This window comes from Phaeovulum veldkampii DSM 11550 (assembly GCF_003034995.1).
GTDB lineage: Bacteria > Pseudomonadota > Alphaproteobacteria > Rhodobacterales > Rhodobacteraceae > Phaeovulum > Phaeovulum veldkampii.
Genome location: NZ_PZKF01000008.1, coordinates 17,240 through 41,258, shown reverse-complemented (window position 1 = coordinate 41,258; position 24,019 = coordinate 17,240). Strand labels below are relative to the sequence as shown.

General features: G+C 68.1%; 25 protein-coding genes. 10 read left to right on the top strand and 15 right to left on the bottom strand.

The window, feature by feature from the left end:
* Positions 1-4: 4 nt before the first annotated feature.
* From ybgF to tatA, 12 genes are all read right to left on the bottom strand, one after another.
* Positions 5-832, bottom strand: a complete 828-nt coding sequence (gene ybgF / locus C5F46_RS04990; protein WP_107324323.1) for a tol-pal system protein YbgF — start codon at positions 830-832, stop codon at positions 5-7.
* A gap of 10 nt (positions 833-842) precedes the next feature.
* The gene (pal, locus tag C5F46_RS04985) at positions 843-1,361 is read right to left on the bottom strand and encodes a peptidoglycan-associated lipoprotein Pal (protein ID WP_107324260.1); all 519 of its coding nucleotides are present in this window, start codon (positions 1,359-1,361) and stop codon (positions 843-845) included.
* A gap of 84 nt (positions 1,362-1,445) precedes the next feature.
* Positions 1,446-2,777, bottom strand: coding sequence for a Tol-Pal system beta propeller repeat protein TolB (gene tolB / locus C5F46_RS04980; RefSeq protein WP_107324259.1), 1,332 nt, complete (start codon positions 2,775-2,777; stop codon positions 1,446-1,448).
* Positions 2,778-2,832: 55 nt separating this feature from the next.
* Entirely contained in the window at positions 2,833-3,969 is a 1,137-nt protein-coding gene (locus C5F46_RS04975) for a cell envelope biogenesis protein TolA (RefSeq protein ID WP_107324258.1), read from the bottom strand.
* A gap of 20 nt (positions 3,970-3,989) precedes the next feature.
* Entirely contained in the window at positions 3,990-4,475 is a 486-nt protein-coding gene (locus C5F46_RS04970) for an ExbD/TolR family protein (RefSeq protein WP_107324257.1), read from the bottom strand.
* Between the two features lie 3 nt (positions 4,476-4,478).
* On the bottom strand, positions 4,479-5,174 hold the full coding sequence (gene tolQ, locus C5F46_RS04965) for a protein TolQ (protein WP_107324256.1): 696 nt from the start codon (positions 5,172-5,174) through the stop codon (positions 4,479-4,481).
* Between the two features lie 111 nt (positions 5,175-5,285).
* Positions 5,286-5,687, bottom strand: a complete 402-nt coding sequence (ybgC, locus tag C5F46_RS04960; RefSeq protein ID WP_107324255.1) for a tol-pal system-associated acyl-CoA thioesterase — start codon at positions 5,685-5,687, stop codon at positions 5,286-5,288.
* Positions 5,688-5,757: 70 nt separating this feature from the next.
* Positions 5,758-6,381, bottom strand: coding sequence for a hypothetical protein (locus tag C5F46_RS04955; RefSeq protein ID WP_107324322.1), 624 nt, complete (start codon positions 6,379-6,381; stop codon positions 5,758-5,760).
* Between the two features lie 23 nt (positions 6,382-6,404).
* Complete coding sequence (locus C5F46_RS04950; protein WP_107324254.1) at positions 6,405-7,244, bottom strand: ATP-binding protein; 840 nt, start codon at positions 7,242-7,244, stop codon at positions 6,405-6,407.
* Positions 7,241-8,143: a twin-arginine translocase subunit TatC gene (gene tatC / locus C5F46_RS04945; RefSeq protein WP_107324253.1), complete on the bottom strand. Its 903-nt coding sequence runs from the start codon at positions 8,141-8,143 to the stop codon at positions 7,241-7,243. The genes C5F46_RS04950 and tatC overlap by 4 nt, the downstream gene beginning before the upstream one ends.
* Positions 8,140-8,547 (bottom strand): Sec-independent protein translocase protein TatB, encoded by a 408-nt coding sequence (tatB, locus tag C5F46_RS04940; protein WP_107324252.1) that lies wholly within the window; start codon positions 8,545-8,547, stop codon positions 8,140-8,142. The genes tatC and tatB overlap by 4 nt, the downstream gene beginning before the upstream one ends.
* A 52-nt stretch (positions 8,548-8,599) precedes the next feature.
* The gene (gene tatA / locus C5F46_RS04935) at positions 8,600-8,818 is read right to left on the bottom strand and encodes a twin-arginine translocase TatA/TatE family subunit (RefSeq protein ID WP_107324251.1); all 219 of its coding nucleotides are present in this window, start codon (positions 8,816-8,818) and stop codon (positions 8,600-8,602) included.
* 180 nt (positions 8,819-8,998) lie between these two features.
* Between tatA and C5F46_RS04930 the strand changes: the two genes are divergently transcribed.
* Both C5F46_RS04930 and C5F46_RS04925 read left to right on the top strand, forming a co-directional pair.
* A complete protein-coding gene (locus tag C5F46_RS04930) occupies positions 8,999-9,616 on the top strand; it encodes a MarC family protein (RefSeq protein WP_107324250.1) in 618 nt (205 codons plus the stop codon).
* Between the two features lie 50 nt (positions 9,617-9,666).
* Positions 9,667-10,245 (top strand): retropepsin-like aspartic protease family protein, encoded by a 579-nt coding sequence (locus C5F46_RS04925; RefSeq protein ID WP_107324249.1) that lies wholly within the window; start codon positions 9,667-9,669, stop codon positions 10,243-10,245.
* A 32-nt stretch (positions 10,246-10,277) separates the two neighbouring features.
* Here the strand turns inward: C5F46_RS04925 and C5F46_RS04920 are convergent, their stop codons facing one another.
* Positions 10,278-10,751 (bottom strand): DNA polymerase III subunit chi, encoded by a 474-nt coding sequence (locus C5F46_RS04920; protein WP_107324248.1) that lies wholly within the window; start codon positions 10,749-10,751, stop codon positions 10,278-10,280.
* Positions 10,752-10,756: 5 nt separating this feature from the next.
* Positions 10,757-12,229: a leucyl aminopeptidase gene (locus C5F46_RS04915; protein WP_107324247.1), complete on the bottom strand. Its 1,473-nt coding sequence runs from the start codon at positions 12,227-12,229 to the stop codon at positions 10,757-10,759.
* A gap of 176 nt (positions 12,230-12,405) precedes the next feature.
* Here C5F46_RS04915 and lptF point away from each other — a divergent pair, with 176 nt between their 5' ends.
* The 8 genes from lptF to C5F46_RS04875 all read left to right on the top strand — a co-directional run bounded on the left by lptF (position 12,406) and on the right by C5F46_RS04875 (position 22,744).
* Complete coding sequence (gene lptF / locus C5F46_RS04910) at positions 12,406-13,551, top strand: LPS export ABC transporter permease LptF (RefSeq protein ID WP_107324246.1); 1,146 nt, start codon at positions 12,406-12,408, stop codon at positions 13,549-13,551.
* Positions 13,548-14,663, top strand: coding sequence for an LPS export ABC transporter permease LptG (lptG, locus tag C5F46_RS04905; RefSeq protein ID WP_107324245.1), 1,116 nt, complete (start codon positions 13,548-13,550; stop codon positions 14,661-14,663). Before lptF ends, lptG begins: the two co-directional genes overlap by 4 nt.
* The gene (locus C5F46_RS04900; RefSeq protein WP_107324244.1) at positions 14,663-16,843 is read left to right on the top strand and encodes an LPS-assembly protein LptD; all 2,181 of its coding nucleotides are present in this window, start codon (positions 14,663-14,665) and stop codon (positions 16,841-16,843) included. The genes lptG and C5F46_RS04900 overlap by 1 nt, the downstream gene beginning before the upstream one ends.
* An 84-nt stretch (positions 16,844-16,927) precedes the next feature.
* On the top strand, positions 16,928-18,151 hold the full coding sequence (locus C5F46_RS04895) for a peptidylprolyl isomerase (RefSeq protein WP_107324243.1): 1,224 nt from the start codon (positions 16,928-16,930) through the stop codon (positions 18,149-18,151).
* Between the two features lies 1 nt (position 18,152).
* Positions 18,153-19,151, top strand: coding sequence for a 4-hydroxythreonine-4-phosphate dehydrogenase PdxA (gene pdxA / locus C5F46_RS04890; protein WP_107324242.1), 999 nt, complete (start codon positions 18,153-18,155; stop codon positions 19,149-19,151).
* An 80-nt stretch (positions 19,152-19,231) separates the two neighbouring features.
* Complete coding sequence (locus C5F46_RS04885; RefSeq protein WP_107324241.1) at positions 19,232-20,377, top strand: Hint domain-containing protein; 1,146 nt, start codon at positions 19,232-19,234, stop codon at positions 20,375-20,377.
* Between the two features lie 63 nt (positions 20,378-20,440).
* The gene (locus tag C5F46_RS04880) at positions 20,441-21,820 is read left to right on the top strand and encodes an L-serine ammonia-lyase (RefSeq protein ID WP_107324240.1); all 1,380 of its coding nucleotides are present in this window, start codon (positions 20,441-20,443) and stop codon (positions 21,818-21,820) included.
* Between the two features lie 90 nt (positions 21,821-21,910).
* Positions 21,911-22,744 (top strand): GNAT family N-acetyltransferase, encoded by an 834-nt coding sequence (locus C5F46_RS04875; protein WP_107324239.1) that lies wholly within the window; start codon positions 21,911-21,913, stop codon positions 22,742-22,744.
* Between the two features lie 35 nt (positions 22,745-22,779).
* On the opposite strand, the gene C5F46_RS04870 is transcribed toward C5F46_RS04875, so the two are convergent.
* Positions 22,780-23,949: an FAD-dependent oxidoreductase gene (locus C5F46_RS04870; RefSeq protein ID WP_107324238.1), complete on the bottom strand. Its 1,170-nt coding sequence runs from the start codon at positions 23,947-23,949 to the stop codon at positions 22,780-22,782.
* Positions 23,950-24,019: the final 70 nt, after the last annotated feature.

The following is a 24,019-nucleotide window of genomic DNA, read 5'->3' as shown; positions in this document are numbered from 1 at the left end:
CCGGTCACGGGCAGGACAGGCCCTGCCGCACGCTGGCCGCCTGCGCCGCAGCGGGCGAGGCGGGAAAGCGGAACCCGACCTCGGCCAGCGTCGCGCAGGCCTCGGAGCGCTGGCCCAGATCGCCCAGCGACTGCCCCAGCGCCAAAAGGTTGTCGGCCGCGCGCGGCCCGTCAGGCGCGGCCGAGAACGCCTCTAGCCAGGCACGCGCCGCGCCTGCGGTGTCGCCCGCCTGCGCCAAAGCCTGCCCGCGCAGATACATCGCCTCTCCGGTCAGCGGACCGCCCGTGTAGGTTTGGGCAAAGGCCGCAAAGAGGTCAGCGGCGCCGCGAAAGTCACCTTGACCGAGCACCTCCCGGGCCCGGTCAAAATCGGCCTGTTCGTTCATCGCAAACGACCCGGTGGCCGCAGGGGCCGCGGGGGCGGCCAGTTGCGCGCCCGACCCGCCCAAAGGCGCCGCCGCCCCCAGCGCGCCGATGTCACAGCCAGGCTCGATCTCGCACAGCCGGAACTCCAGATCGCCAAGGCGGTTGGTGCCATCGGCGACGACCCGGTTGACCCGGTTTTCCAGCGCCTCGGCCTGCGCCGTCAGCCGCGACAGCGCGGCCTCCATCGTGTTCATCCGCTCCAGCGCGCTGGCGCCGCCCGCCGCCGCCAACCCCGACTGCCCCGAGGCCAGCAGTTCAGACCGCAAGCCCTGGATCTGCGCCGACAACTGGCCCAGTTCGGCCCGGATGTCGGCCAGCGTCTGCGCGCTGGCCTGCGCCAGCCCCGCCTGCGGCAGCGCCAGCGTCAGGCCAAGCGCCAGCGCCGCCTTAAGCCCGAATGCCCGCATCATGCGCCCCTCAGCTGCCCGCGCCCTGCGAAAGGACCGTGACCGCGCGGCGGTTCTTGGCATAGCAATCCTCGGTCGAGCAGACCTCCAACGGGCGCTCCTTGCCGTAGGAAACGGTGCGCAAGCGGTTCGCGGCAACGCCTTGCGAAATCAGGTATTCCTGCACCGAGCTGGCGCGGCGCGCGCCCAGTGCAAGGTTGTATTCACGGGTGCCCTGTTCGTCGGCATGGCCCTCGATGATGGCCGAATACTGGGTATTGTTGCCCAGCCACTGCGCCTGCCCCGACAGGACTGTGCGCGCCTCGGGCGACAGGGTGGACTGATCGACCGCAAACAGAACCTTGTCGCCGACGGTCTGGCTGAAATAGGCCGGGCTGCGCGGATCGTTCACGCCGCCCAGGCTGGATTGGTCGATGCCACCGGCACCGCCCGCGCCACCCGCACCGCCCGCGCCGAAACGGTCGGGGTTGTTGCAGGCCGCAAGCGCCAGCGCGCTGACAAGAAGAAGGGCTTTGGGAAGAAGGGTCATCGGGTTACCGCCTTTGTTTGTGGCTCGATTGCCAGCAGTCTAACATGTTGTCGGGGCCTTGGGAATCGGCCGCCATCACCCGGATCAGGGCAACAGCGGCGACCAGGCCGGGTCTGACGCGGCGCCCGCGGTGGGCACCGGTTTCAGGTTGCGCCCGGAAATATCGACCGAATACAGCCGCGGCTCGCCGCCTGCCCCTGCAGTTTCGCGCGTGAACATGATGACGCGTCCATTCGGGGCCCAGGTCGGCCCCTCGTCAAGGAACGAGGCTGTGAGCAGTCGCTCTTCGCTGCCATCGGTGCGCATCACGCCAATATGGAAGCGGCCCGCGTTCTGTTTGGTAAAGGCCACCAGATCGCCGCGCGGCGACCAGACCGGGGTGCCATAGCGCCCTTCACCAAAGGAAATCCGCGTGGCCTCGCCGCCGCTTGCGGGCATGATGTAAAGCTGTTGCGTGCCTGATCGGTCGGATTCGAACACGATCCGCGACCCGTCGGGCGAGAACGAGGGCGCAGTTTCGATCGCCGGGGTATTGGTCAGCCGGCTGGCCGAGCCAGAACCGATGTCCATCACCCAGATGTCGGTGTTGCCGCCCTGCTCCAGCGAATAGACCACGCGGCTGCCATCGGGCGAAAACCGCGGCGCAAAGGTCATGGTGCCGGGCTGTTCAGCCAGGAACCGGCCCGTGACCGAGGCCACGTCGATCATCTTGATCCGCGGAAAGCCGGTTTCGAACGTGGTATACAGCACCCGGTCGCCGCTGGGCGAGAACCGCGGCGCCAGCACGATCGTGCTGCTGTCGGTCAGATACTGCACATTGGCGCCGTCGTAATCCATGATGCCCAGCCGCTTTTGCCGGGCATTCTTGGCGCCCGCCTCGGCGACAAAGACCACGCGGCTGTCGAAATAGCCGCCCTCGCCGGTGATCCGGCTATAGGCGGCATCGGCCACCTTGTGCGCAAGCCGCCGCCAGCTCGCGGTCGAGGCGGCAAATTGCAGCCCGTCGCCCAGTTCGGCGCCCGAGAACACATCGTAAAGCCGAAACTTGACCGACACGCGCCCGCCCGACACCGCCACCGCCCCGGTGATCAGCGCCTGCGCGTTGATCGCCTTCCAGTCGGCATAGCTGACCGGCGCCTCGAAACTGGACACGCGCGAGATATGGGCATTTTCGGGAATTTCGCGGAACAGCCCGGTGCCCGCCAGATCGGCGGCGATCACGCGTGTGATGTCGGCTGCGAATTGCGCGGCCTCGCCATTTTCGGCCACGAAGGTCGGCGCGGCAAAGGGCAACGGCTCGATCACACCTTCGGTGATCTCGATGCGCAGCGGGCCTTGCTGCGCCAGCGCAGCAGGCGCCGGAGCGAGTGCGGTCAGCGACAGGGCAAGAACAGGAAGCGTCAGGAAACGAAACATCGGGGCAATCCCTCGGAACGGGTTGAAGCGGACAGGGCGGGGGCGGCAGGGGCGATCACTTCATCCTCATCTTTTCGGGGTTGAAGACAATCTCGACCTGCGCCCATTGATCGAATTTTTCGGGCGGCAGCGGAAAGCCGTTGGCGCCGCAGCGCAGGATCGCACGGCGACCGGCCTCATAGGCCTGCGCGGCGGCGGTCTCATTGCCGCCCTCGTAGGACAGGCGGCGGATCGAGGCGCCGACGGGGCGGCCATCGGGGGTCATGTCAAAGCCCACCGTGACCACCGTGCGCAGCGCGTCCGACGACAGCGCGCCGACGTTCCAGCAGGCCTTGACCGCAATCACCAGCGCATCCTTTTCGCCCGAGGTCAGCGGCGGGCCAGACGCGGCGCGGCCCACCCCGCCGGTGCCTTCGGTCGCGGCCCCGGCCAGAGCCTCGGCCAGCGCATCGGCCACGGCATCGGTGCGCGTCTGGGCGGTTTGCGTTGGCGCGGGTGCGGCGGGTTTGGCCGGTTGCGCAGGCTTGGCGGGCCGGGTTTTCGGCCGGGACGATGTCAGCGGCACTGAAGATTGCGCCTTTTGCTCGGTTTCGGTGGCCTCGGTCACGATCTGCGTCGTGGCCTCGGGCGGGGCCGCGTTTTCCTTGGGCGGCTCCACCACCTCTTCGGGTTCGGCAGTATCTTCGGGGCGGGTTTGCTCGACCGCGGTATCGGCGACCTGCGCATCGGGTTCGGGCGCCTCGGCGGGCGTAGGAGCAACCCGCGGCGCGGGCTTGGGTTTCGGGCGCGGGCTGACCTCGGTCAGCATCTCCGACGGCACCTCGACCGGCGGGACCGGCAGGGGCGGCGGCAGGTCGGCCACCTCGGGTTCGGGGTCTGGCTCGGGTTCCGGCGTGGGTTCAGGTGCAGGCTCAGGCTCCGGCTCGGGTGCGGGGGTCGGTTCGGGCTCGGGCGGCTCGGGCCGGGCGGCGGGGCGCGGCGCCTCGGGCTCGGACACGGGCCGGTCCGACGGCTTCGGCGCCGCAGCGACCAGCGCAGCAAACTCGGCCTCCGACATCACGGCGACTTCGGTCATTTCGATCGCCTGCGGCGGCTTGGGGCGGAACAGCCAGTCGCCAAAGGCGACCCAGACGATCAGCCCCAGATGGAGCGCCGCCGAAAGGCCAATGCCGATCCTGTCTGTCCGGTTCATGGGCATCCCGTTTGCCCGCCTCAGTTCCCCGGCTCCGGCGTCCCGGTCAAGGCGGGGCCGCCGGTGTCGGTCACCAGAACGATGTTGGAAAACCCGCCCGCATTCAGCGCGCCCATCACCTGCACGACCTTTTCATACGGGATAGCCCCGTCGGCGCGCAGGAACAGCTTGTCGCTCTCGCGCTCGGTGGCGATGGCCTTGAGCCGGTCCACCAGACCGTCAGCCGGAACCTCGGTGTTCATCACCATGATCTGACCCTCGACCGTCAGCGAGATGGTCAGCGGCTCTTCAGCCTCGGTCGGCACCGATTTGGCGGCGGTCTTGGGCAGTTCCAGCGGCACGCCCACCGTCATCAGGGGCGCTGCCACCATGAAGATGATCAGCAGCACCAGCATCACGTCCACAAAGGGCGTGACGTTGATCTCGCTCATCGCGGCGTGCTTGCCGCGGGCCGACCGGCGGCGGCGCCCGCCGCCACCCGCCTTCTTCATCACCCCGGCGCCCATCGCTCAGGCGTCCAGCTGGCGCGACAGGATCGTCGCGAATTCGTCGGCAAAGGCTTCATATCCCGCGATAATGCGGTCGCTGTCCGACGACAGCTTGTTGTAAAAGATCACCGCCGGAATGGCAGCCAGCAGGCCAAGCCCGGTGGCCAGCAGCGCCTCGGCGATGCCCGGCGCCACTACGGCAAGGCTGGTGTTTTGCGAAATTGCGATTTCCTCGAAGGCGACCTTGATGCCCCAGACGGTGCCGAACAGGCCCACGAAGGGCGCGGTCGAACCGACGGTGGCCAGAAACGGCAGGCCCGCGTTGATCTGTTCGCTTTCCTTGGCGATTGCCACATCCATCGACCGATCGATCCGCGCCTGCGCGCCGGTGATCAGCCCGCCATCCTGCCGGTGGCTGCGCCGCCATTCCTGCATACCGGCGGCAAAGATCTTTTCCGAGGCGCCGGTGGGCGCGGGGCCGATTGCGTCGAACAGCTCGTCCAGCGGCTCGCCCGACCAGAAGGCGCGATCGAACACCGCCGCCTCGCGCCGGGCGATGCGATAGGCCAGGAATTTGCGGATGATGATCGACCACGACCAGAAACTGGCCGCCATCAGCAACAGCATTACCAGCTTTACGGTCAGGGAGGCGCGGGCAAAAAGCGCCAGCAAGGAGAAGTCGATCTCCTGCGCCATCGCAAGGGTCTGAGGTTCCATGTCTCTGCTCGCCGGTTGGGCCGCATTGGCGCGGCTCTTTGGGCTTGCAATACCACGGTCAAACGCACGGGGCCATAACTCTCACGCCGGATTTACGCCGCAACTGCACAATCAATGCAGGCTGGGCGCAAGTTTGCGGCGAATTTCCGCCGAAAGCCGCGCCGGTGCCCCGGTTTCGGTCAGACAGACAATCGTGACCGTGGCCGCAAACAGCCGCTCGGTGCCGCGCAACACCTCCTGTTCAAGAACAAAGCGCGCCCCGGTCACCGCCAGCGCGCGGGTGGTCACAGTCAATTCGTCATCGAATTTGGCGGGGCGCAGGTAATCGGCCTCCACCCGGCGGACGGCAAAGACGACGCCCTGATCCCGCTTCAGCGCGACCTGATCGACCCCCAGACCCCGCACCCATTCACTGCGGCCACGCTCGATGAACTTCAGGTAATTGGCATAATAGACGATACCGGCAAGGTCGGTATCCTCGTAATAGACGCGGACCGGAAAGCTGTGGGTCATGACACCTCCGTAAGGCGCGGACCATCTCGGGGCCGGGCCAGAAATTTTCCTTGCGCACACGCCCCGTCTCTCAGGCCGCGGCGGCGATCCGGGCGGCCAGCCGCAGGGCGTGGGTGGCGTCGCGCGCGCAGCCCGGCAGAACCGGATCATAGGCGGCACGGATCACCGCCGCCACCTCGGGGCGCAGCACCGCCTGCCCCTGCACCTCGGCCAATGCACCACGCGGCCCAAAGGCGCCCTCGCCCCAGGTCAGGATCATGGCCACCGCCTGCGCCAGCGCCAGCGCGTCGGCGGGCTGCGCGGCCAGGGCGTCATCGATCCGCACAAAGGACAGGCAAGCGCGGATCGCCCCGTCCGCCTCGAACCGGAACAGCCGATACTGGTTGGCCCCCGCCGCCTTGATCTGCGCAACCCGATCGGGCAGGTTGTCGGCCAGCCGGTCCAGATCGGGCAAGGCCAGCAATTCGTCCCAGTCGCGAAAGAAGAACAGCATCAGGTTGGCGCCCATCTCGGGGTCAGTTTCGGCCATCTTGTGACCTGCCAGTGCCACCACCGCCTCGACCGCGCCCTTGACGACAGCCAGCGTTTCCATCTCAAGCCCGAACACCACCGGCACGATCGGGCGCGCCCAGCGGGCGCAAAGATAGGCGCCCGACGGGCCGGTGAACAGCGTCTGAATATCGCTTGCCTGCATCATCACGCCCGCCGCCTGCGCCGTCACAACGCCACGCCCCGCCGCCCGGCAAGATCAGTAAAGAACTGCCACGCCACCCGCCCCGACCGCGCGCCGCGCGTGGCCTGCCATTCGATCGCCTCGGCGCGCAACTGATCGGGCGGCACCGCAAGACCCCAGGCCGCGCAATAGCCCTCGATCATCGCCAGATAGTCGTCTTGCCCGCAGGGGTGGAAGCCCAGCCACAGCCCGAAGCGGTCTGACAGCGACACCTTTTCCTCGACTGCCTCGGAGGGGTTGATCGCGGTCGATCGCTCGTTCTCGATCATGTCGCGCGGCATCAGGTGGCGCCGGTTCGATGTGGCATAGAACAGCACATTGGCCGGGCGCCCCTCGATCCCGCCATCCAGCACTGCCTTGAGGCTTTTGTAATGCTGATCGTCATGGCTGAACGACAAATCGTCGCAAAACAGCACAAAGCGCCGGTCGGGCGCCGCGCGCAGATGCGCCAGCAGGCGCGTGACCGAGGGCAGATCCTCGCGCGACAGTTCCACCAGCGTCAGCGCCAGCCCCTCGGCCCGCACCGCGGCGTGAACCGCCTTGACCAGCGAAGATTTGCCCATCCCCCGCGCGCCCCACAGCAGCGCATTGTTGGCCGCAGCCCCGCGCGCAAATTGCAGCGTGTTGGCCAGCAGCGTGTCGCGCGCCCGGTCGATGCCCTGCAAAAGGCCGAGATCGACGCGGGCCACCTGCGCCACGGGTTCCAGCCGGTCAGGCGCGGTGTGCCAGACAAAGGCATCAGCGGCGGCGAAATCGGGCGCATGCAGGGGCGCCGGCGCCAACCGCTCCAGCGCCTGAGCGATCCGTTCCAGCGGATCGGTCACTTCGGCGCCTCTTTGGTGTCGGGCGTATCGGCCTCGTCCTCGAACCACAGCCCCTCGGCGCGCAATTGCGCCTCGCGCTTCTTTTCGATCCGGCGAACAAGGAAGATCGACACTTCGTAAAGCCCGTAGACCACGGTAAACAGAACCAGTTGCGACACGACATCCGGCGGCGTCACCAGCGCAGCTACCACCAGAATGGCCACGACAGCATATTTGCGCACGCCGCCCAGCCCCGCCGAACTGACCAGCCCGGCCTTGCCCATCAGCGTCAGCAGCACGGGAAGCTGAAAGCACATGCCAAAGGCTACGATGAACTTGATCGTCAGCCCCAGATATTCCTGCACCGAGCCTTGAAAGATCACCCCCGCCTGCGCCAGCGCCGCGCCGGGTTCGGTGGCCGGATCAACCGCGACCTGCGCCGCATCGACAGCCTCGGGTGTCAGCGGCCCCTGCTGGAAGCCCAGAAAGAACTCGAACGCCAGCGGCAGGATGACGTAATAGGCGAACGACGCCCCCAGAATGAACATGATGGGCGAGGCCAGCATGAACGGCAAGAACGCGTTCTTTTCCGATTTATAAAGCCCCGGCGCCACGAACCGCCACAACTGGTAGCCGATGATCGGGAAGGCCAGCACAAAACCGCCAAGGAACGAGATGTTCACGGCGACGAAAAAACCTTCCTGCAGCTTGATCAGCACCAGACCGCAGTCCTGACCGCGCGTATCCAGCGCGGCGCAGATCGGCTGCGTCAGAAAGTTGAAGATCGGGTTCCAGACGGTGAAACAGATCACCATCGCGGCGACAAAGGCCAGCGCCGACCAGATCAGCCGGGTCCGCAACTCGGCCAGATGTTCGATCAGCGGGGCGGCGGTTTCGTCGATCGTGTCGTCGCGGCTCATGCCTCACCCTTGCTGGTGGTGTCGGGGGTTGCCAACGCGGTCGGTGTCGGCGCGGAGGGAGCGGCAGGCGTGCCCGCGACAGGGCTTGCGGCGTCGGAACCCGCGGCGCCGGAGCGGCCCGGCTCCCATTTCTCGAATTTGCTGGCGGCTTCCTCCAGCGCATCAAGGCCCAGCGCCTTTTTCGACGCCAGCCCCTTGAGATCCTTCAGATCGCCCGCCGCGTCCTTCAGCCCCGACTGGTCGGCAGCATCTTCCATGGCGCGCGAAAATTCCCGCGCCATGCTGCGCGCGCGGGCGGTGAACCGGCCCAGCGTGCGGAACATCACGGGCAAATCCTTCGGCCCCACCACGATCAGCGCAACGACGCCGATCAGCAGAAGCTCGCTCCAGCCGATATCAAACATGATCGCACGGACCCCCGGTCAGACCTGCGGAATGGGCGAGTTCAGCCCCTGTTCAGACCTTGTCCTTGTCGGCGGCAGCGGGCGTCACGTCGCGCGCGGCATCCGCCGTGGTTTTCTCGATTTCGGCGGTTTCTTCCTTGACGCCCTTCTTGAAGGCGGTGATGCCCTTGCCGACCTCGCCCATCAGCGACGAAATCTTGCCGCGACCGAACAGCACCAACACCACGACCGCAATCAGAAGAAGCCCCGGAAGGCCGATATTGTTGAGCATGACACACTCCCTGTCAGGCGCGGCCCCGCCGCGCCGAAAACCGTCTTATCCATTTATGGCCAAGGCAACGGCAATCAAAGCCCCATTCCGTCGCATCCGGCGGTTTTTTTCCGATCCGGCACCGCCCGAGGCACTGGCCGAGACCGCAGGCCACGGCTAATCTGCCCGCCGGAGGGACCAATGGACAGCGCCACCTACATCACCGCCTTTGTCACGCTGTTCGTGGTCGTGGACCCGATCGGGCTGGCGCCCTTGTTCATCGCGCTGACGCAGGGCATGACGGCGCGGGCGCGGCTGAGGGTCGGTGGCAGGGCGCTGCTGATCTCGGCCGCGCTGATGACGCTGTTTGGCCTGCTGGGCGACCGGCTGCTGGGGGCGGTGGGCATTTCGATGCCCGCCTTTCGCATCGCGGGCGGGGTGCTGTTGTTTCTGACCGCGCTCGACATGCTGTTTGAACGCCGCACCCAGCGCCGCGAGGGTCAGCAGGCCGAGCCGGAGCACGACCCCTCGGTGTTTCCGCTGGCCACGCCGCTGATCGCGGGGCCGGGCGCGCTGGCCACGATGATCCTGCTGGCGGGGCAATCGGATGGCTGGGCGCATCTGGCGGCGGTGCATCTGGTGATGGCGGCAGTTCTGGCCTGTGTTTTCGTGCTGTTTCTGCTGGCCTCGCCGATCGAACGGGCGCTGGGGCGCACCGGAACGATGGTGGTGACGCGGCTTTTGGGGATGCTGCTGGCGGCGCTGTCGATCCAGTTCATTCTCGACGGGTTGCGCGGCGCGGGGTTTTTCGCGGCGTGACCCGGTGACAGGGCGCCCCCCGGCCCCTACATCGCATCCAAGGAGGCGCCATGGATCAGGATATGTTCGCCCGGCTGGCCTATCTGGCGCTGCTGCTGGTCGCAGTTGGCGGCTGGCTGATCATTGACCTGCGCCGCAATCCGGGCCGCAGCCTGCAACAGGCGGCGATCTGGGTGCTGATCTTTCTGGGCGTGGTTGCGGCGGTGGGCCTGTGGGGTGACATTCGCCGCGACATCGCCCCGCGTCAGGCGGTGATGGAGGGCGGGCGGGTTGAATTGCCGGTGGCCGCCGACGGCCATTTCTACCTGCTGGCCGAGGTGAACGGGGTCACGGTGCGCTTTGTCGTGGACACAGGCGCATCAGATATCGTGCTGACGCGGCGCGATGCGGCGCGGGTCGGGCTGGACCCGGACGGGCTGTCTTATTTCGGGCAGGCCAATACCGCCAATGGCCGGGTCGTGACCGCGCCGGTGCGGATCGCGGAATTCGCGCTGGGCGGCATCGTGGACCGTGACCTGCGCGCGGTGGTCAACGGTGGCGAGATGGACGGCTCGCTTCTGGGCATGGCCTATCTGAACCGCTTTTCGAGGCTGGAACTCAGCCGTGACCGGATGGTGCTGGAACGCTGAACGCCTGACCGGGCGCGGCCATGAGACGGCGGCTACAAAGCGGCGGCGCGTTCCGATTTCATCTGCCAGCGACCGCTTTCCTCGCTCCAGTATTGCGCGGCAAGGCCCGCGCCGGTCAGCGTCTTCCATTGCGCGCGGGCATGATCGACCGCCGCCGGGTCGGCACCGTCGAACAGCAGCCAGACCCGGTCCCGCGCGGCCACCTCGTCGGCGCCGACCGGGGCGCCATCGACCGACATCAGCGCCTGCGGGACATTGCCCGCCGCCTCGCCCGGCAGGGTCAGCAACACAGGTTGCAGCCGGTCATTCGGCCCGCCCGCAATGCCATGCGGCAAGAACCCATCCTCGGCCCCCAGCCACAGCCGCGCATCCAGCGCCGCGCGACGCTCGGCGTCGGGGCTGCGCAATTCCACCCGCCAGCCCGCGGCCAGCGCGCGCTCCAGAAGGCTCGCGGCCACGGCTTCGGCGGGCGAGCGGGTCAGGTGATAGAACAGCGCGGCCCCCACCGCGCTCAGTCCGCCTCGAACCGGTCGCGGACCAGACGGTCCAGCGTCATCACGCCCCAACCGCTGGCCCCCTTGGGCGCCAGATCGGTTTCTGACGGCGGCAACGCCACACCGGCAATGTCGATATGCGCCCAAGCCATGCCCTCGGGCACGAATCGCGCCAGAAACCGCGCCGCGGTGATCGCGCCTGCGGGCCGACCGCCGGTGTTCTTGACATCGGCGATGCGCGATTTGATCTGCCCGTCATACGCGGCCTGCAACGGCATCCGCCACGCGCCCTCGCCCTCGGCGGCAGCAGCTTTCAGAATGCCCTCGGCCAGCGTGTCGTCATTGGCAAAGACGCCCGCGTTTTCGTGGCCCAGCCCGATGATGATGGCCCCGGTCAGGGTGGCAAGGTCGATCATCGCGGCGGGTTTGAAGCGATCTTGGGCATACCACAGCACATCGGCCAGAACGAGGCGCCCCTCGGCGTCGGTGTTGATCACCTCGATCGTGTCGCCCTTCATCGAGCGCACCACATCACCCGGCCGCTGTGCGCGCCCGTCGGGCATGTTTTCCACCAGCCCGACGACGCCCACCACATTGGCCCTGGCCCCGCGCAGGGCCAGCGTGCGCATGACCCCCGCCACCACGCCCGCGCCGCCCATGTCCATCGTCATCTCTTCCATGCCCGCCGCGGGCTTGATCGAGATACCGCCGGTGTCGAACACCACGCCCTTGCCGATCAGCGCCAGCGGCGGTTCATCCGCCGCGCCGCCCTTCCACTGCATCACGACGACCTTGGAGGGGCTGTCCGACCCCTGCCCCACCGCCAGCAGCGCATTCATGCCCAGCGCCTGCAACTCGGCCTCGTCAAGGATTTCGACCTCAAGGCCCAGTTCGTGCATCGCGGCCAGACGCGCGGCGAAATCGTCTGTGGTCAGCACGTTGGCCGGTTCGTTCACCAGATCGCGGGTGAAGAACACGCCCTCGGCCAGCGCGGCCAGCGGGCGGGCGCGAGCGGCCACGGCCTCGGGTTCGGCCACCATGAAATCGACTGCGCCAAAGGTTTTCGCCTCGCCGGTCTTGTGCGCGCCAAAGTCATAGGCCCGCAGCGCCAGCCCAAAGGAAATGTCGGCCGCCATCGGGTGACGTTCGGCCAGCACAACGGCGCCCGCAGCCCCCAGCGCCTTGCCGATCACGGCGCCGGCCTTGCGCGCCTGATCGACCGGGCAGCGGCGCGGCAGCGCCACGACTTGCACCGCCTCGGCCACCAGCCCCGCAGGCCAGGCCAGATCAAGCGACTCGCCCGGTTTCAGCCGGGCGAACGCCGGGCTTTCGACCGCGCGTGCCAGCGCGCCGCGCATCGCCTTGTCCAGCCGCCGGGCCGCGGGCGACAGCTTGCCCCCCGGCTCGTGGAGCAGCGCGATCCGGCCCGGCACGGCGGCCAGCGCCTCAAGGTCGGTTTCGCGGAAATGGATAGCGACGGGATGGGGCATTGCAGTCTCCGGGCGTGTGCAGGGGCTATTCAGGTCTGGGCACCGGGCGGCCGCCCGGCAGATCGGCAAAGCCTAGCCGGGGCCGGTGGAAATGAAAAGCCGCGCTGCCCGGCGGGCCTTTTCGCGCGAGCCGGGGCAGGCTAAGGAAGGGGAACCGCATCCGGGGGAACCGCGCCTTGTCCAGACTGGACCGATATATTCTGTCGCAACTGATGGCGCTGTTCGGGTTTTTCGCCCTTGTTCTGGTGTCGGTCTATTGGGTCAACCGGGCGGTGCGGCTGTTCGATCAGCTGATCTCGGACGGTCAGACCGCCTGGGTGGTGCTGGAATTCACCGCGCTGACGCTGCCCTATGTCATCCGCATCGTGCTGCCGGTGGCGGCTTTTGTGGCGACTGTCTACACTATCAACCGGCTGATGACCGAAAGCGAGATGGTGGTGATGCAGGCCACCGGCGCCTCGCCCTGGCGGCTGGCGCGCCCGGTGGCAGTGTTCGGGCTGATCGTGGCGCTGATGATGGCGGTGCTGGTGCATGTGCTGGTGCCCGCCGCGCGCGAAAAGCTGGCCGACCGGCAGGCGCAGGTGGCGCAAAACATCACCGCGCGGTTCCTGACCGAGGGCAGTTTTCTGCACCCGGCCCACGGGGTAACGCTTTACATCCGTGAAATCACCGCCCGCGGCGAGTTGCTGGACCTGTTCCTGTCGGACACCCGCACCCCCGACCTGCACACCGCCTACAGCGCGGAAAAGGCGCTGATCGTGCGCGCTGAAGTCGGGCCAAAGCTGGTGATGCTGGATGGCATGGCGCAAAGCCTGCGCAGCGCCGACGGGCGGCTTGCCGTCACGCGGTTTTCCAATTTCACCTATGATATCGGCGCGCTGGTGCCGATGGATGCCGCCCGCCGCCGCGTGCTGGAGGAATTTTCAACCGCGCATCTGATCACCGCGCCCGAGGCCGCCGAACTGGCCACTGGCGCCACGCCCGCACGGGTGCGGCTGGAGCTGCACGAACGCCTGACCCAGCCGCTGCTGGCGCCGGTGGTGGCGCTGCTGGGCTTTGCCGCGCTGATGATCGGCGGGTTCAGCCGGTTTGGTATCTGGCGCCAGATCGGGCTGGCCGTGGTGCTGATCATCGGGGTTCAGTTCCTGTCGAACCTGATGGCCGACATGGCCGCGCGGCCCCCGGCGCATTGGGGGCTGTTCTATCTGCCCGCAGGCGCGGGGTTGGCGGTGGCTGCGGCGCTGTTGGTCTGGGCCGGGCGCCCGCGCCGGGTGCGGCGCCCCGTTTCCGGCCCCGACCTTGTGACGGAGCCCGCACCATGACGCTTTCGATCTATCTGGCGCGGCGCTTTCTGCGGGCCTTCGGCATGGTGCTGGGGGTATTTCTGGGCATTCTCTATCTGATCGACATGGTCGAGCAGGTGCGCCGCTTTGGCGGGGCAAGCCTGAGCTTTGGCGATCTGGCGGTGCTGTCGGCGCTGAACGTGCCCGGCGCGCTTTATACCATTTTGCCGCTGATCATGGTGCTTTCCGGAGTGACGCTGTTTCTGGGGCTGGCGCGGACCTCAGAACTGGTGGTGATCCGCGCCGCGGGTCGCTCGGCGCTGCGGATGCTGGCGGCGCCGGTGCTGGTGGCGCTGGTTCTGGGCGCGGTCGCCGTGGGCTTTGGCAACCCGATCGTCGCCGCCACCCAGAAACGCTATGAAACGCTGTCGGACAATTTCAGCCGCGGCGGCGCGCAAGCGGTGTCGATCGGGCGCGAGGGGGTCTGGCTGCGACAGGGCAACCCCGAGCGGGGCGATGCCACCGGCATCGGCCAGACCGTGATCCACGCCGGCCGCGCCAATCTGGATGCGACCACGCTTTATGACGTGCGCTTTCTGATCTTTGCCCCAGAGGCGGGGCCGATGCGCCGGATCGACGCCGCTGAGGCGCGGCTGATGAACGGCCAGTGGCATTTGCGCGCGGCCAAGGACTGGCCGCTGACCGGCGCCAACCCCGAACGCGCCGCGCTCTGGCATGACAGCCTGACGCTGGCATCAGACCTGACGCCCGAACGCATCCGCGACAGTTTCGGCACCCCCTCGGCGATCCCGGTCTGGGATCTGCCCAAGTTCATTGCCGGGCTGGAACGCGCGGGCTTTTCGGCGCAGCGTCATCAGGTCTGGTTGCAGATGGAACTGGCGCTGCCGCTGGTGCTGGCGGCGATGCTGTTGCTGGCGGCGGGCTTTACCATGCGCCATGTCCGCTTTGGCGGCACCGGCGTCAGGGTGCTGCTGGCGCTGGCCGCGGGGCTGGGGATTTTCTTTTTGCGCAACTTCGCGCAGGTTCTGGGGGATAATGGCCAGATCCCGGTCGCCTTGGCCGCCTGGGCCCCGCCTGCGGTGGCGCTGATGCTGGCGCTGGCGCTTTTGCTGCATCTGGAGGATGGCTGATGGCCCCGCGCCGCCCCTGCCTGCCGCTGTCGCGCCTCTCGGCCCTTGTTCTGGCCGCGCTGCCGCTTGCGGCACTGGCGCCCGCCCCGTTGCCCGCCCAAGAGGCGGCCCCACGCAGCGCGGCGCGCAGCGATGCCGCCACGGTGCTGGCAGACCGGGTTTATCTGAGCGGCGACAACCGGCTGACCGCCGAGGGCGCGGTCGAGGTGTGGTATCGCGGCAACCGGCTGACTGCATCGCGCATCGTCTATGACCAGACCACCGACCGGCTGACGCTTGACGGCCCGATCCGGCTGACCGAACCGGGTGCAGCCGGAACCGTTCTGGTGGCCGACAGCGCCAATCTGTCGGCCGATCTGCGCGATGGCGTGCTGCGCGGCGCGCGGCTGGTGCTGGCGCGCGAATTGCAACTGGCCGCCGACACGATCACCCGCGTTTCGGGGCGCCATACCACGCTCGAACGGGTGGTGGCCTCATCGTGCCAGATCTGCGCCGACGACCCCACGCCCTTGTGGGAGATCCGCGCCCGGCGGGTGACGCATGACACCGAAACGCGGCAACTGACCTTTGACGGCGCGCAGTTCCGCGCGATGGGCCTGCCGATCGCCTATCTGCCCCGGCTGCGGATGCCCGACCCCACCGTCGAACGGATGAGCGGCTTTTTGCGGCCGACCCTGCGCAGCACCTCGGGGCTGGGCACCGGGATCAAGCTGCCCTATTTTCTGGCACTGGGCGACAGCCGCGATCTGACCATCACGCCCTATATCTCGACCAACGCCACCCGCACTCTGGAGGCGCGCTATCGGCAGGCCTTTGGCTTTGGCGATCTTGAGGTCAGCGGCGCGGTTTCGGACGACGATATCCTTGAGGAGGAAACCCGCGGCTATCTGTTCGCGGATGGCGATTTCAACCTGCCCGGCGATTTCCGGCTGGGGGTCGATCTGCGGCTGACCACCGACGATGCCTATCTGCTGGATTACGACGTTTCCGACGACGACCGTCTGTGGAGCGGGGTAACGCTGGAACGGGTGCGCACCGATCAGCTGATCTGGGCGCGGCTGGGCAATACCCATTCGCTGCGCGAGAGCGAGTCGAACTCGACCGAGCCGATGCTGGCGGGCGATGCCAACCTTGTGCAGGTCTGGCGCCCCGCAACGATCGGCGGCGAACTGGTGCTGGACTGGCAGTTGCACGGCCACCGCCGCGCCTCGGATCTGGATGGCGATCCGGGGCGCGACATCGGCCGCGCCTCGGTCAGCGCGGAATGGCGGCGCAACTGGCTGTTGCCGCAGGGGGTGCTGGCCTCGGGCATCGCCGGGCTGGCGGCCGATCTGCACAACATCTCGCAAGACAGCAATTTCGACCCGACAGTCACCAACATCCTGCCCGCCGTGGCGGTCGAATTGCGCTGGCCCTGGGTCAAGACCTCGGGGCGGGCGGCCCATGTGATCGAGCCGGTGGCGCAACTGATCTGGAGCCGTGACAGCCTGAACGACCTGCCCAACGAAGACAGCCTGCTGGTCGAATTTGACGAGGGCAATCTGTTTTCACTGTCACGCTTTCCGGGGGCCGATGCGCGCGAACGCGGGCTGCGCGCCAATCTGGGCGTCGGCTGGACCCGGCATGACGCTGCGGGCTGGTCGCTGGGGATGACCGCGGGGCGGGTGCTGCGCGCCGACGATCTGGGGCAGTTCGGCACCGGGTCGGGGCTGTCGGGCACCCGGTCCGACTGGCTTTTGGCCACGCATTTTTCCACGCGCGGGGTGACACTGTCGAACCGGGCGCTGTTTGATGACGACTTTTCCTTTACCCGCGACGAATTGCGGCTGGTCTGGGCGGGCACCCGCCAGACGCTGGGCGCGGCCTATATCTGGATGGAGCCCGACCCGACCGAAGGCCGCGATGCGGCGACGTCGGAACTGACGCTGGATACCGGCTGGCGCTGGGACAGCGGCTGGAGCGGGCGCTTTGAAACCCGCTACGATTTCACCGCCGACCGCGCCGCCCGCGCCGGATTGGGGATCGAATACCGCAACGAATGCGTCACCGTCGATCTTTCCCTCTCGCGTCGTTTCACGTCCTCGACTAGTGTAAGGCCCGAAACCGGGTTTGGCCTTTCGGTCGAGTTGGCAGGATTTGGCGCTGGCGGTGGCGGGCCGCGCCGGGTCTGCGCGCGCTAGGCCGCACCAGCGGCCCGTGCAACCGGAACAGACAGGTCACCGGCCCGCCGGTGACCCCAGACACAGAGCGGACGGACGAACGGAATGATGCGCGCATATCTTCTTACGGCAGCCCTGATCGCGGCGCTTGGCGCGGGTGATCCGGCGCAGGCGCAATCGGGGATGTTTGCCCCGGTGATCCAGGTCAACGATTCCGGCATCACCGGCTATGAGATCGAACAGCGCACACGATTTCTGACGCTGCTGGGCGCGCCCGGCGATGTGCGTGCCGCCGCTGAAAAGGCGCTGATCGAAGACCGGCTGCGGTTGCAGGCTGCCAAAAGCCTGGGCGTCACTGCCACCGATCAGGCGGTGATGGCGGGGATGACCGAATTTGCCGCCCGCGCCAATTTGAGCGCCGAACAGTTCATCGAGGCGCTGGGGCAGAACGGGGTAGACCCGCAAACCTTCCGCGCCTTTGTCGAGGCCGGGATCATCTGGCGCGATGTGGTGCGGGCCAAATTCGGCCCCTCGATCACCGTCACCGATGCCGAGATTGACCGCGCCCTTGCCGAACCGCAGCCCGAGGGCCGCGGCGCGCGGCTGCTGATGTCGGAAATCATCCTGCCCGCAGGCCCCGGCAAAGAGGCCGACGCCGCCGAAACCGCCCGCAAGATTTCGGCGATCACGACCGAGGCCGAGTTTGGCGCAGCCGCGCGGCGCTGGTCGTCGGCCAACTCGCGCACCGACAGCGGCAAGCTGAAATGGCTGGCCGAGGAAGCCCTGCCCGAGGATGTGCGCGCCGTGGTTCTGGCGCTGAAGCCGGGGCAGATTTCGCGGCCGATCCGGCAAGAGGGCGCGATCCTGTTTTTCATGATGCACGAGATCGAACCCGCAGCCGGCCCGGCCCAGGGCGGCGCGCTGGTTGATTTCGCGCGCCTGCTGATCCCCGGTGGCCGGTCCGAGGCGGCGCTGGCCGAGGCGGCGCGGCTGCGCGGACGCATCAACACCTGCAACGATCTGTATGGCGAGGCGCGCAACCTGCCGCCCGAACAGATGCTGCGCGATGTGATGCCCGCTTCGCAGGTGCCTGCCAATATCGCCGCCGAACTGGCGCGGCTTGATCCGGGCGAGGTGTCAACGGCGCTGACCTCGGGCGATGCGCTGGTGTTTCTGATGCTGTGCTCTCGCAACACGGTGCGCGAGGTCGATGCGCAGGCCCCCGACCGCGCCGCGGTGACAAACCGTCTGCGCAATGCGCGGCTGGCGGCGCTTGCCGATGGCTGGCTGGCCGATCTGATGGCCGAAGCAATCATCCGCCGCCCCTGAAATGACCGCCGCACCGGTTCTGATCAGTTGCGGAGAGCCTGCGGGCATCGGGGCCGAACTGGCACTGAAGGCGCGGGCAGAACTGGGCGCCAGCCTGCCCTTTGTCTGGATCGGCGATCCGGCGCATCTGCCGCCTGGCAGCCCGCTGGCGGTGATCGACCACCCGTCCGAGGGGGGGCGCGTGGCGCCTCACCTGCTGCCGGTGCTGGCCCATCCCTTCCCCGCACCGGCCATTCCCGGCCAGCCCGACCCGGCCAATGCCGCGGCAGTGATCGACGTGATCGCGCGCGCCGTGGCGCTGGTGCAATCGGGCGCGGGGTCGGCGCTGTGCACCGCGCCCATCCACAAGAAGGCCTTGCAGGATGGCGCGGGCTTTGGCTTTCCGGGGCATACCGAATTTCTGGCGCATCTGGCGGGCGATGTGCCCGTGGTGATGATGCTGGCCTGCGACGCGCTGCGCGTCGTGCCCGCCACCATCCATATCGCGCTGGCCGAGGTGCCGCGCGCGCTGACACCCGATCTGCTGGCGCAGACGATCCGGCTGACCCATGCCGGGCTGATCCGCGATTTCGGCCTGCCCGTGCCGCGGCTGGCGGTGGCTGGGCTGAACCCGCACGCCGGCGAAGGCGGCGCGATGGGGCGCGAGGAAATCGACTGGATCGCCCCGCTGCTGGACCGACTGCGCGCCGAAGGTCTGGCGATCGCGGGCCCCCTGCCCGCCGACACGATGTTTCACCCCGCCGCGCGGGCGCGCTATGATGCGGCGATCTGCATGTATCACGATCAGGCGCTGATCCCGATCAAGACGCTGGATTTTGCGGGTGGCGTGAACGTGACGCTGGGCCTGCCCTTTGTGCGCACCTCGCCCGACCACGGCACCGCCTTCGACATCGCAGGCCGCGGCATCGCCGACCCGTCGAGCCTGATCGCCGCACTGCGGATGGCGCAAACCATGGCACAGGGGCGCGGCGCCAGCCCGGCTATGTTTACCGCGCATTAGTAAAATTCCCTTACGTCTATTGGCTGGTCCACGGGGCCATGTAGCCGTAATATCCGTTCTGTGGGGTGAAAGGGGCAGCTATGGCGACGGTCAATCTTATACTGCGCGGCGATCAACTGGGCACCTACACGGCGTTGTCAGGAACCGGTAACAATGCTGATCGCGTTACCACCCTGACCGGGGTGCAGGCGCTGGGCACCTCTGATCAGTTCTATATCGCTGTGGTCGAACAGATAAACGACGGCGTGACCGAGTTTCAGAACGGCCAGTACATCACGATCTATGCCGCGGTCAAGGATGCCAACGGCAATTGGGTGCCGGGCACGACGCAGGTAATGCCGCGCACCGGCGTCCAGCCAGACGAAGAACAGGGGATGGCCGGTGGCGACGAACACCTGATCATCACCGGCACCAAGTTTCTGATCGACCTTGGCGGTGTGCCCGCGACGCCCACGACCGTGACCTATTCACAGGCCGATCAGGTCAGCGCCCCTGACACGGGCGACAATGACGGCAATCTTGATTTCACTGATTTCCCCTGCCTCGCCGCAGGCACGCTGGTGCAGGCGAAGACCGGCCCGGTTCCGGTGGAAACGCTGCGCCCCGGCGATCTGCTGCGCTGCGCGGGCGGCGCGCTGCGCGAAGTGCGCTGGGTCGGCCAGCGCACCCTGACGTTTGACGATGACGATGACCGGCACAAACCGATCTGCCTGCGCGCGGCCAGTCTTGGCGCGTCATATCCGACCCGCGATCTGATCGTGTCGCCCCAGCACCGGATCGCCGTCAGCGGCCGCCTGGTCACCGAGATGTTCGAGACCGACACCGTTCTGGCCCCCGCGCGCGGGCTGGTGCCGCTGGCCGGGGTGCGGATGATGCGGGGTCGCAAATCGGTGACCTATGTGTCGGTCCTGCTGGATCGTCACGCCGTGATGCTGGCCGAAGGCGCGCCGGTGGAAAGTTTCTACCCCGGCCCCGAGGGGATGCGAACGCTTGGCCCAAAGCTAGCTGCCGAAGTCTGCGCGGCGGTGCCGGGGCTGGCCAAGGCCGGGGTTTTTGCGGCCTATGGCGCGCCTGCGTGGCCGGTGATTTCGGTCTCCGAGGCGCGGCTTTTGGCACAGCGCATGTTGAACGCCCGCCGGATCGTGACGGGGGCAGGCCGCCTTGGGCTGATGTCGGGGGCGGCTGGGCTTGATACCGCGCCAGCGCGTGGCGCCGCCGCCGCCTGATCGGTCGCTTTCCACCCTTGCGCCCGCCACCGTCTGCGGCACTCTGACCGCAGGGGGGGGGCCATGTTTCTTAGCGTATTTGATCTGTTCAAGATCGGCGTCGGGCCATCGTCGTCGCATACCATGGGGCCGATGGTGGCGGCGGGGCGGTTTCTGACGCTGCTGCGCAGTTCACCCTTCCATGCGCACGGTCTGCGCGCCAGCCTGCACGGCAGCCTGGCCTTTACCGGCAAGGGCCATGCGACGGATCGGGCAACGATTCTGGGGCTTGCCGGGTTTTTGCCCGACAGCTACGACCATGCGGCCGCCGAGGCGGTGCTGGACGCCAACCGCAACAGCCGGACGCTGACCACGCCGGGGCTGGGGACGCTGCGCTTTGACCCCGAACAGGATCTGGTCTTTGATTATGGCCACCCCCTGCCCGGTCATGCCAACGGCATGATCCTGTCGGCGACCGATGCGCAGGGCGACGTGATCCTGAAGGAAACCTATTATTCGATCGGCGGTGGCTTTGTGCAGACGGCGGCTGAACAGGCGGCCCTGGACGACCGGGCGCTGAACGCGCGCCCGCCGGTGCCTTACCCGTTCCGCAACGCCGCCGAAATGCTGGCGATGGCGCGCAGCGCTGGCCTGAGCATCGCGCAAATGAAACGCGCGAACGAGCGGGTGTTCCTGCCTGACGCCGCGATTGATGAGGGGTTGAACCGCATCTGGGCCACGATGAACGCCTGTATCGAACGCGGCCTCGCCGCCGAGGGCATCCTGCCCGGCGGGCTGAAGGTCAGGCGGCGCGCCCGCGCAATCCACCAAAGCCTGCTGGCCGAACGCGGGCTGAACCTGACCGCGCCGCATGTGATCAACGACTGGATGAGCACCTATGCAATGGCGGTGAACGAGGAAAACGCCGCTGGCGGGCAGGTGGTAACGGCACCGACGAACGGCGCGGCGGGCGTGCTGCCCGCAGTACTGCGCTATTGGCTGGACCATGTGCCGGGGGCCAGCCCCGCGCGGGTGGGCGAATTTTTGTTGACCGCCGCCGCGGTGGGCGGGCTGATCAAGATCAACGCCTCGATCTCGGGCGCGGAATGCGGCTGTCAGGCCGAGGTGGGCAGCGCCGCCGCGATGGCCGCCGCCGGGCTGGCCGCAGTGCTGGGCGGCAGCCCCGAGCAGATCGAGAACGCCGCCGAAATTGCGCTGGAGCATCATCTGGGCATGACCTGCGACCCGGTGAAGGGGCTGGTGCAGGTGCCCTGCATCGAGCGCAACGGGCTGGGCGCGATCAAGGCGGTTTCGGCGGCCTCGCTGTCGCTGCGCGGCGACGGGCAGCATTTCGTGCCGCTTGATGCCGCGATCGAGACGATGCGGCAGACCGGGCGCGACATGCACGACCATTACAAGGAAACCTCGCTGGGCGGGCTGGCGGTGAACGTGCCGAACTGCTGAGGGCAAAAAATCCCGTCCCGCTCTGGCATTGGGGCGCGATCCGGGGCAGGATCGCCCACCTTTGCAATCGCCATGGGGGCTGCCTGACCGATGATCCGCTTTCGCACCATGACCCGCCTTGATCTGGACACGGTTCTGCACTGGGCCGAGGCCGAGGGCTGGGCACCGGGGCTTGACGATGCCCGCGCCTTTCTGGCGGCCGATCCGGCGGGGTTCGTTCTGGCGCAATCGGATGCCGAGGGGCCGGTGGCGGCGCTGGCGGTGGTCAACCACAGCGCCGGCTTTGCGACCGTAGGCCTGCATCTGTGCCGCCCCGAATGGCGTGGCCGGGGCATCGGGCTGGCGCTGTGGCGCCATGCGCTGCCCCATGCGGGCGGGCGCAGCCTTGGGCTGATCGCACCCGCACCGCTGGAGCAGGTCTATGCCCGGTCTGGGTTCGAGACGGTGGGCGGCACGCTGCGGCTGTCGGGCATGCTGGAGGCGCGCGACGACCCCGCGATCCGCCCGGCGGGGCCTGCCGATCAGGCATCGCTGGTGATGCTGGATGCGCAGGCCATTGGCTATGCCAGGCCCGGCTTTCTGGGGGCGTGGCTGGCCGGGGCAGAGGGACGGCACACCGTGGTGCTGGGTCCGCCGGGCCAGCCCTCGGGCTTTGCCACGATCCGCGTCAGCCGCAGCGGCGCCCGGATCGGCCCGGTGGTGGCGCCGGGTGCGGGGGCGGCACTGCGGCTGATCCGCGCCGCCTGCGCCCGGATGCCGGGGGTGCCGGTCAGCCTCGATCTGCCGCAAACCAGCCGCGCCCTGGCCGAGGCGTTGACGGATGCGGGGCTGGAACCGGGCGCAAAGGCCGTGCAGATGATCAAGGGCCGGGCGCCGCTGGCCACGGCCATGCAGCAGGCGATTGCAACGCCCGAACTGGGCTGAGGGCAAAACCGGGCCGAGGGCGGTGGCGCCCCGCCTCAGGCGGTGCCCGCGCCGCCGGTCACGTCGTGGTCATAGACCCAGTCGTATTGTGCCAGCAACCGCCCCGGCGCCACCAGCCCCAGCCCGCGCAGGCCCAGATGCGCCACCACACGCGCCGCCCCCGACAGGTGATAATTGCGCGCATTGCGGTTGGCCGCCTCGACGATCTGGCGGCAGCGCGGCGCGCGGGCGGCCTGATAGGCCGCCAGCGCCGCCGTGTCGCTGTCATGCCGGGCCAGGCTTTCGGCCAGCACCCAGGCGTCCTCGATCGCCATCACCGCGCCCTGCGCCAGAAACGGCAGCGTCGGATGCGCGGCATCGCCCAGAATCACCGCGCCGTCGCCCTGCCAGCGCGCCGCGACCGCATGCCGGAACAGGCCCCACAGCCACGGCTGTTCGACCTGCGCCAACCAGCCCTGAACCTGCGGGCAGAACCCCTCGAAAGCGGCGCGCAGCGCGCGCGGGTCATCGCGCAGCGACCAGCTTTCCTCGACCCAGCGGCGGCGTTCCTCGACGGCGACGATGTTGCGCAGGCCCCCCTGCAACGGATAGCTGACCAGGTGCCGACCCGGCGCGACGAACACCTGCGCCACAGGCCGTGCCCCCGGCTCTGCCGGGATCAGCGCGCGCCAGGCGACCTGATGGGTGAACATCGGCGCCTGCGGCCCGTTCAGCGCCGCCCGCACCCTGGAATGCAGACCATCCGCGCCCACCAGCAGATCGGTTTCGATCTCGGCCCCCTGTTCGGTCACCAACCGCGGCGGATGCGCGCCAAGGCTGACCGAGGCCACCTTTTGCAACAGGCTGATCTGGACCCCGGCCGCGCGCGCCCCCTCGGCCAGAAACGCGATCAGCCGGGCGCGGTGCAGAAACCGGAACTCGCCCTTGCGCGCCAGATCGAGCCGCGCCAGGCGGCTGCCGGTCAGCCCGTCGTGCATCTCGACCGCATCGCCGCGCAGCCCGGCCTCGGCCAGCGCATCGCCCAGCCCCAGCGCCCGCAGCACCCGCACGCCATTGGGCGAAATCTGAAGCCCGGCGCCCACTTCGCGGATCTCGGGCGCCTGTTCCAGCACCGTCACCTCGGCCCCGCGCAGCGCCAGCGCGCGGGCCACCGTCAACCCGGCCACACCCGCGCCCAGAACTGTCACCTTGCGTCCGATCAGCACGCACCGCCCCCTTCAAAGCAAACCACCGGAAGCCTGGGCCTCCGGTGGCGGAAAGTCACCCCCCTTGACG

Bases quoted from the DNA above. Each gene is read 5' to 3' on its own strand.
- ybgF (WP_107324323.1), bottom strand. From the start codon at position 832: ATGCGGGCATTCGGGCTTAAGGCGGCGCTGGCGCTTGGCCTGACGCTG.
- pal (WP_107324260.1), bottom strand. From the start codon at position 1,361: ATGACCCTTCTTCCCAAAGCCCTTCTTCTTGTCAGCGCGCTGGCGCTT.
- tolB (WP_107324259.1), bottom strand. From the start codon at position 2,777: ATGTTTCGTTTCCTGACGCTTCCTGTTCTTGCCCTGTCGCTGACCGCA.
- C5F46_RS04975 (WP_107324258.1), bottom strand. From the start codon at position 3,969: ATGAACCGGACAGACAGGATCGGCATTGGCCTTTCGGCGGCGCTCCAT.
- C5F46_RS04970 (WP_107324257.1), bottom strand. From the start codon at position 4,475: ATGGGCGCCGGGGTGATGAAGAAGGCGGGTGGCGGCGGGCGCCGCCGC.
- tolQ (WP_107324256.1), bottom strand. From the start codon at position 5,174: ATGGAACCTCAGACCCTTGCGATGGCGCAGGAGATCGACTTCTCCTTG.
- ybgC (WP_107324255.1), bottom strand. From the start codon at position 5,687: ATGACCCACAGCTTTCCGGTCCGCGTCTATTACGAGGATACCGACCTT.
- C5F46_RS04955 (WP_107324322.1), bottom strand. From the start codon at position 6,381: ATGCAGGCAAGCGATATTCAGACGCTGTTCACCGGCCCGTCGGGCGCC.
- tatC (WP_107324253.1), bottom strand. From the start codon at position 8,143: ATGAGCCGCGACGACACGATCGACGAAACCGCCGCCCCGCTGATCGAA.
- tatB (WP_107324252.1), bottom strand. From the start codon at position 8,547: ATGTTTGATATCGGCTGGAGCGAGCTTCTGCTGATCGGCGTCGTTGCG.
- tatA (WP_107324251.1), bottom strand. From the start codon at position 8,818: ATGCTCAACAATATCGGCCTTCCGGGGCTTCTTCTGATTGCGGTCGTG.
- C5F46_RS04930 (WP_107324250.1), top strand. From the start codon at position 8,999: ATGGACAGCGCCACCTACATCACCGCCTTTGTCACGCTGTTCGTGGTC.
- C5F46_RS04925 (WP_107324249.1), top strand. From the start codon at position 9,667: ATGGATCAGGATATGTTCGCCCGGCTGGCCTATCTGGCGCTGCTGCTG.
- C5F46_RS04915 (WP_107324247.1), bottom strand. From the start codon at position 12,229: ATGCCCCATCCCGTCGCTATCCATTTCCGCGAAACCGACCTTGAGGCG.
- lptG (WP_107324245.1), top strand. From the start codon at position 13,548: ATGACGCTTTCGATCTATCTGGCGCGGCGCTTTCTGCGGGCCTTCGGC.
- C5F46_RS04900 (WP_107324244.1), top strand. From the start codon at position 14,663: ATGGCCCCGCGCCGCCCCTGCCTGCCGCTGTCGCGCCTCTCGGCCCTT.
- C5F46_RS04895 (WP_107324243.1), top strand. From the start codon at position 16,928: ATGATGCGCGCATATCTTCTTACGGCAGCCCTGATCGCGGCGCTTGGC.
- pdxA (WP_107324242.1), top strand. From the start codon at position 18,153: ATGACCGCCGCACCGGTTCTGATCAGTTGCGGAGAGCCTGCGGGCATC.
- C5F46_RS04885 (WP_107324241.1), top strand. From the start codon at position 19,232: ATGGCGACGGTCAATCTTATACTGCGCGGCGATCAACTGGGCACCTAC.
- C5F46_RS04880 (WP_107324240.1), top strand. From the start codon at position 20,441: ATGTTTCTTAGCGTATTTGATCTGTTCAAGATCGGCGTCGGGCCATCG.
- C5F46_RS04875 (WP_107324239.1), top strand. From the start codon at position 21,911: ATGATCCGCTTTCGCACCATGACCCGCCTTGATCTGGACACGGTTCTG.